3 protein-coding genes and 1 pseudogene are annotated in these 6,397 nt (G+C 36.1%); 3 read left to right on the top strand and 1 reads right to left on the bottom strand.

What is annotated here, in order from left to right; all coding sequences use genetic code 11:
• Positions 1–2,053: 2,053 nt before the first annotated feature.
• Positions 2,054–2,467 (bottom strand): AbrB family transcriptional regulator, encoded by a 414-nt coding sequence (locus F6K15_RS37145; protein WP_293071033.1) that lies wholly within the window; start codon positions 2,465–2,467, stop codon positions 2,054–2,056.
• Between the two features lie 1,236 nt (positions 2,468–3,703).
• Between F6K15_RS37145 and F6K15_RS37140 the strand changes: the two genes are divergently transcribed.
• The 3 genes and pseudogenes from F6K15_RS37140 to argC all read left to right on the top strand — a co-directional run bounded on the left by F6K15_RS37140 (position 3,704) and on the right by argC (position 5,989).
• Positions 3,704–3,955: a zinc ribbon domain-containing protein gene (locus F6K15_RS37140; RefSeq protein WP_293071031.1), complete on the top strand. Its 252-nt coding sequence runs from the start codon at positions 3,704–3,706 to the stop codon at positions 3,953–3,955.
• A gap of 134 nt (positions 3,956–4,089) precedes the next feature.
• A pseudogene (locus tag F6K15_RS37135) lies at positions 4,090–4,392 on the top strand (transposase); the annotation flags it as partial.
• Between the two features lie 538 nt (positions 4,393–4,930).
• On the top strand, positions 4,931–5,989 hold the full coding sequence (argC, locus tag F6K15_RS37130; RefSeq protein WP_293071029.1) for an N-acetyl-gamma-glutamyl-phosphate reductase: 1,059 nt from the start codon (positions 4,931–4,933) through the stop codon (positions 5,987–5,989).
• Positions 5,990–6,397 lie beyond the last annotated feature (408 nt).

Raw genomic sequence — 6,397 nt, 5'->3', positions numbered from 1 at the left:
CTTTCAAAGCAAGGGGGCATTGCAGTAGGGGTTGTTTCTTTCATAGAATAGCGATCGCGGGAGACGTAAAATTATTGATTTACAAGCATTATAGCCTAATTTGGCCAGTTAAGTTGTGTAAGTCCCACTAGTTTCCTACTCACTTATTTATAAGTATTCAATCGGACATGATATATATTGTCAAATTATTTTTTAAATAAAGTAAATAAGGGAAAATCATACTATTTGAGACACTCAATTATGGGATTGATCGACTAGACCTGTTGTAGAAGTTGAATATTTTTAATCTCTACATTTTTTATGTTTCTGTTCTCTGGTCTCGACTTATGTAAGAAGTCTACTTTTTAGTAAGCTTTATTGAAGTCATATCATGTCCGAAGGCAATCGTTTGTGTAAACCCAAGGGTGAATATATACAGGAAATTTAAGTTTTTTCGGGCTTTTAAGCCTTCTTCCTTCTTCCTTCTTCCTTCTTCCTTCTTCCTTCTTCCTTCTTCCTTCTTCCTTACCTTCGCGCTTACAATACCATAGCCTGAATTATTACTAGAGTTTAGACTAATTAAAGCTGACTGGAAACTTGCCCAGGGAGAATAGTGACATAGGCCAACTAGACTGAAACTATTTCTGAATCAGCATTGCAACGACTTTTAAGTCAATTATCCACAGCCTGTGCTATGGGTTAATTATGCCCAGGCAAGACTTTTTGAATAGTTTGAATAATGTTGGCCTTACCCTTGCTTCGCCAAAATAGAAAAATAATCAAGAGCATCGAAAACATCTGCACCCTTAATATTGCCCAAGGGTTCTGAGTTCCAAGTCTTCATTGCTTGTGAGCAGATTATATCATGTCCGGTAGCATCGGTATTGTATAGCAAAAGTAGGCAACAGCTCATCTGGCAGGAAGGTTATTGAGCAAGAAAAAAACTTAAATTTCCTGTAGATATTCATGCTAACTTTTACACAAACGATATCAAACGATATCAACGGACATGATATTATTTGAAAATTCGAGGTTTTAATCTCGAAGATACCCGCCTTCAAGATTCTGAAGCTTTGAGTCGGTTGTTTGCTCTACTAACTTAACTATTGCTTTATTTTGGGCAGATCTTACTGGTCATTGATTCACAAACACCAGCTAATCACTATCAAAAAACATGGATGTAAAGCCAAGAGTATTTTTCGTTATAGTTTTGACCATCTCCGTCATTTTCTGCTGAACTTGGAGCAATCTGAATCCACTTTTTACCGTGCTCTTAAATTTTTCTCCTGTACTTAGGCGTTTGACATAAAATCGTGAATACCAAATTTGTAAATGTTTGCGACAAAGCCTGTCCCTAGTTAAGTTGTTCCTAAAAATCACAATCCTGTAAGATTATTTTATCAGACCAAATTGTTATAAGTTAAGTGATATTAATTTTGTTTACAATCAATTCATAAATCCTCAATCAATACTTGGTTTACCTCATTTTTATATACACATCAAACCAGAGGTCAGGCTTCTTAAAATTTCACGCCACATCAAAGATATTTTGGCAAAAATCAAATTAACCCTAGTCCCTATAAGCAAAACTAAGTAATCATAAATTACTGACTCTCTTCCAACTAACTTAAGGTTGCCTCGACAAATTACCAAATACAAAAATAGATAAAATATATCACTAAATTTAGCTCTAGTAAGCTACAGACTTCAATAGCTAAAAAGTCCCATGATTTTCCTGTGAAAATTTATGTGCACAATTATCCAATTAGATACAACGCCTTATCAGTTCTCAGTTATCAGTACCTCCGGCAATAGGGAGGTGATGAAGAAGCATAATTTTCTTTTTTATACCCTTAATAATTGGAGGCTTGAAACCTTATTTTTTTGTCAGCTTATTTGGAGAGTCAACTAAAAATATAGATTTTTTATTTTAATTTTTACCTCTAGACAAAGAATCAATTAGGGAGAATCCGGGAATTATGACGATATTTATATATTAACTAGGTGATTATTTTAGAGGTAAAATTAATCTCCAATCCTAGTCAATTACAATTCCTCGGCTTCTCCATTCCACTTATTCTTCTATCTGTGAGCCATTACCATTAGTCTCATCGACTTTCTCATCTTCTACTTGAATCAAATGAATGTGTTTATATCCTAGCTTTATTTCAAATTCATCTCCTGGTTTTAATCCCATAGATGTAGTATAAGTTGCTCCTATGACAATTTGGCCATTTCTATGAACACTAACTCGATAAGTTGGTTCTCTACCACGCCCATCTTTACTACCGTCAGGATCTAAATCAACTCCTTTTGCTGCTAGAACTGCATCATAAAAATCTGTGAGATTAACACGAGTTTCTTCATTTTTTGTAACTGTGTAATATCCACAACGTTTAGCAGTTTCCCTTCGTGGTAAGTGAGCAAATTCTTTTACCTTTTGAAGTAAAGTTTTTCCGGTTAATGGAGTTTCTGGATTGTCAACCATAGTTCTTAATAATTCTCCTTCTGTTTATAATATAGTAAATCAATTTTACTGAAAATTGTTAAGCTTATTAAAAATATATCCTGAAATTTATCAATTGTGCAAAAAAAAAATTTTACTAATCCTTAAGGCCACTAATATTTGAGTAGATAATCTAGATTTCCATAGTGTGGAACTTAAGCATTCTTGTTACTCTGAAATTCTCTCCTAATTTTCAAGAGTTCTTACTCTATTAGGTTTATTTTTGTACAAAATTATTTGAGGAGGGAGGAGGAAAGAAAAATGTTACGGATATAAGGTAAATTATCTAATCAGTTTACTTAATTTACCAGCCGGATTTTTTGAAAATGAATCTGTAATTCTAAGTATCTGGATATCTGGAATTTTCTCTACAAAGTGATGGCCTAAGTTTGAATAGTAATTTAAAATATTTGCTAAAATTGTATTGATTGATAACAATTTTAATAGGTAGTAGTTAGGCGATCGTGTTAATTGGTGGATATAGTGACTTTCTTATAGAACCCATTGGTATCTTTGTCAATATTAAGTTTTTTTTATAAAAGTCTGGAGTAAGGGAGATGTGGGTTGGGCAATATGGGAAAATTAAATTTGAGGGCTGATTTTTTCATAAAAACTAATACTTAAAAGACTTGCTAATGGTAATGATATAGATATCATATAATTTATGATTGAATACTGATAACTCACATTCGACACTTCAGAATGTAGCATAAAAAGATACATGAATCATCATCAGAATTTTAGCCAACAAATTAATTGTATGGAACATAAAAAAGTGAGGGTTAGAGTATAGTTGTTGAACCAGGGAGTTCTCTTGCCAGCAAAAAACAAAGGAGCAACTATACTCCCGTCGAGAGCATCAATCAATTTTCCTGTAGCAGGTAGTGCGTTCGCGGAGCGTTGCGTTACTCTGTATCGCATCAAATCAAAATCACTGATAATATTTTTGGCAAGCAGAGGGTAAAAAATCTAAAATCCAACTCCTACCTGGTAAGGATTCAGGTGAGAGCGATCGCTTCGGTGGTAACAGTAGGCTAACTTCTGGAAATATTATAGGCTTGACAAAAAATTAAACTACCCTACAGTAAAGACATGAGTCAATCAGTTCCACCCCTAATTCCAGAAAAACTTAGGCAGTGTGTCAATTGAAGATTTAAACGTCAAGGGTATGTTAGCCAATCATAAGCTAGCGAAAATCAGTTAGCAGATAGTGATTTTATGAATTTCACCAGACAGCTTAAATACAAATGTCAATGGTACGGTTGCAATCTAGTAGTAGTTGATAGATTCTTTCCATCTTCTAAGACTTGTTCTAATTGCGGTCACGTTCAAGATCTGCCCTTGCATCTGAGAACTTATAACTGCCCAGATTGTAGGTTGTCAATCTTATTGAGATTTAAACGCCAGTATAAATTTAAGAAATGCGGTCGGCTCGACCGTGAATGCTTGTGCATGAATGCCTGTGGATGAGTAACCGCCGACGGCCTCACTTGTTTGCGCAGCATTCCGCAGGAAAGCAGGAAGTAAACATCGACTTGTCACGTTATGTGACGCTTTGTATCAGTTTTATAGAGCAGTTAACCCTCAAATAATGGAACGACAAAGCAGGTTATGAAGCAGGTAAACTGTTACGCAGTCTGAAACTAAAGGCTGACCAATGGTGGTATTTCCTGCAAGAGCCGGAAGTTCCGCCTGATAATCATCTGGCAGAGCGGTCATTAAGGCTGGCCATTACCAAGCGAAAGGTAAGTGGTGGCTCTAGAAGCATGGAGCGATTTCAACAGACAGCCAATTTATTGACTGTGGTACAAACCTGTCGTCGTCAGGGACACTCTGTCATTGATTTCTTTGAGCAATCTTTAATAGCGATCGCTCCGCGTTGCGTTACTCTGTATCGCATGTTATGATAACTCATCAGTTCTGTCTCTTATTCCCATCTGTTAATACCGGAATTACTACCTCATGTCCTGACTTTACGGTAGTTGAATTTTTTGTCAAGCGAGCGAATATTTCCAAAAGTTAGCCTACTGTTATCACCGAAGCGATCGCTCTCACCTGAATCCTTACCTTGAAGTTACTAAACACTATAAGTAATTCTACTTAATTAAATAGATAAATGTTTTGTAGTCTGTTGTAATACAATTTGAAGTGCGGAATGTGGATTAGAACTACATTATTTACTAAGAAAAAGTTTATGGTATCTCGATCTAAAAATTAATACTCAAATAATAATTCTTTATATTTAGTATGGCCAATTGATCGTAATCACATCACTAATTAATAAAATTTGATATAGTATAAAATTTTTTATAAACTACCTTCCCAATGCTCAAAAAAACAAAAACTATAAAACAAAACGTTAAATATCACCAAAATTAAAATTTAGTACTAAAATGCAGCAAAAGTTAAAATTTTTGCTACTAAAATTACTTAGGAGTTAATATTATGAATGAATCAGCACCTGTGCCAATAGGAATTGTAGGTGCTTCCGGCTATGGCGGGGTGCAACTTGTTAAGCTGCTTGAGGATCATCCAAAAGCTGAGGTTGTATACTTGGGGGGTGACAGCAGTGCGGGGAAACCTTTTTCTTCAATCTACCCTCACTTGGAGCATTCTGTAGATTTAATTGTAGAGCCAATAGATTTGGACAAGATAGCCAGTAAATGTCAGGTAGTCTTCCTTTCTCTTCCCAATGGTTTAGCTTGGAAGATGGCACCAACTCTGTTGGAAAAGGGATGTAAAGTATTGGACTTATCGGCTGACTATCGATTTTCTAATTTAGAGACTTATCAATCTTGGTATGGTGGAGAACGTACAGATAAACAAATAGCTGCAACTGCTGTCTACGGTTTACCAGAATTGTATCGCGATCGCATTGCTAATGCTCAACTTATAGGTTGTCCTGGTTGCTATGTTACGGCTAGTCTTTTAGCACTTTCTCCACTATTTAAACAGGGTTTGATAGTACCGGATACTGCAATTATTGATGCGAAGTCGGGGACTTCTGGAGGTGGTCGGAAAGCTGCTATTAATATGTTACTAGCTGAGGCGGATAATTCTATCGGTGCTTATGGAGTTGCTAGTCATCGACATACTCCAGAGATTGAACAAATTTGTGGTAATTTGGCTGGTTATGATGTGAAGGTGCAATTTACTCCCCATTTGATGCCAATGGTACGGGGAATATTAGCTACAGTTTATGGTACTCTCCGAGATCCTGGGTTAGTACGAGAAGATTTGCTGACTATTTACAATGCTTTTTATCGTAATTGCCCTTGGGTGAAAGTGTTACCTAGTGGTACTTATCCTCAAACTAAATGGGCTTGTGGGACTAATCTCTGTTATCTTGGTATTGAGGTGGATCACCGTACTGATAGAGTGATTATTATGTCAGCTATTGATAATTTGATTAAAGGTCAAGCTGGTCAGGGTATTCAGTGTATGAATTTGATGATGGGTTGGGAAGAAACTCTGGGATTACCTCAGTTGAGTTTTTATCCCTAATAGTTTCAAGAAGGAAGAAGGAAGAAGGGAGAAGTGGATGGGGACTCAAACCCTAACCAATTCTAAATATTTTGTAGACGGCAACGAAAGAGTTGGTGTTTGACAGAGATCGATGATGAACCTGAGACACAGAAAAGCTTTTTCCACTTTTCCCGGCTATAGAATTGTTTGTTTTGTGTCTATCCATACCCAAGTTTGTTTCTGGCAGTTAGTTAGTTTTTGGTGGTTTTATGCCACCTACTACCTGACTGCTAATTTCTCAACTTAAACTTTCTGCTATAGGCGTAGATCGAAGGTTCGTGTCACCAGGTGCAACGTTGTAAAGTTTTGTAAAGAAAACGTACCTGCGTGTTGGCAACTGTCTGAGCGCAAAAGATGAAATTGACTTTCCACCTTCGTCTATTAATT

It is taken from the genome of Okeania sp. SIO2B3, from assembly GCF_010672525.1.
GTDB lineage: Bacteria > Cyanobacteriota > Cyanobacteriia > Cyanobacteriales > Microcoleaceae > Okeania.
This window is presented reverse-complemented; position numbering and strand designations above follow the sequence as displayed.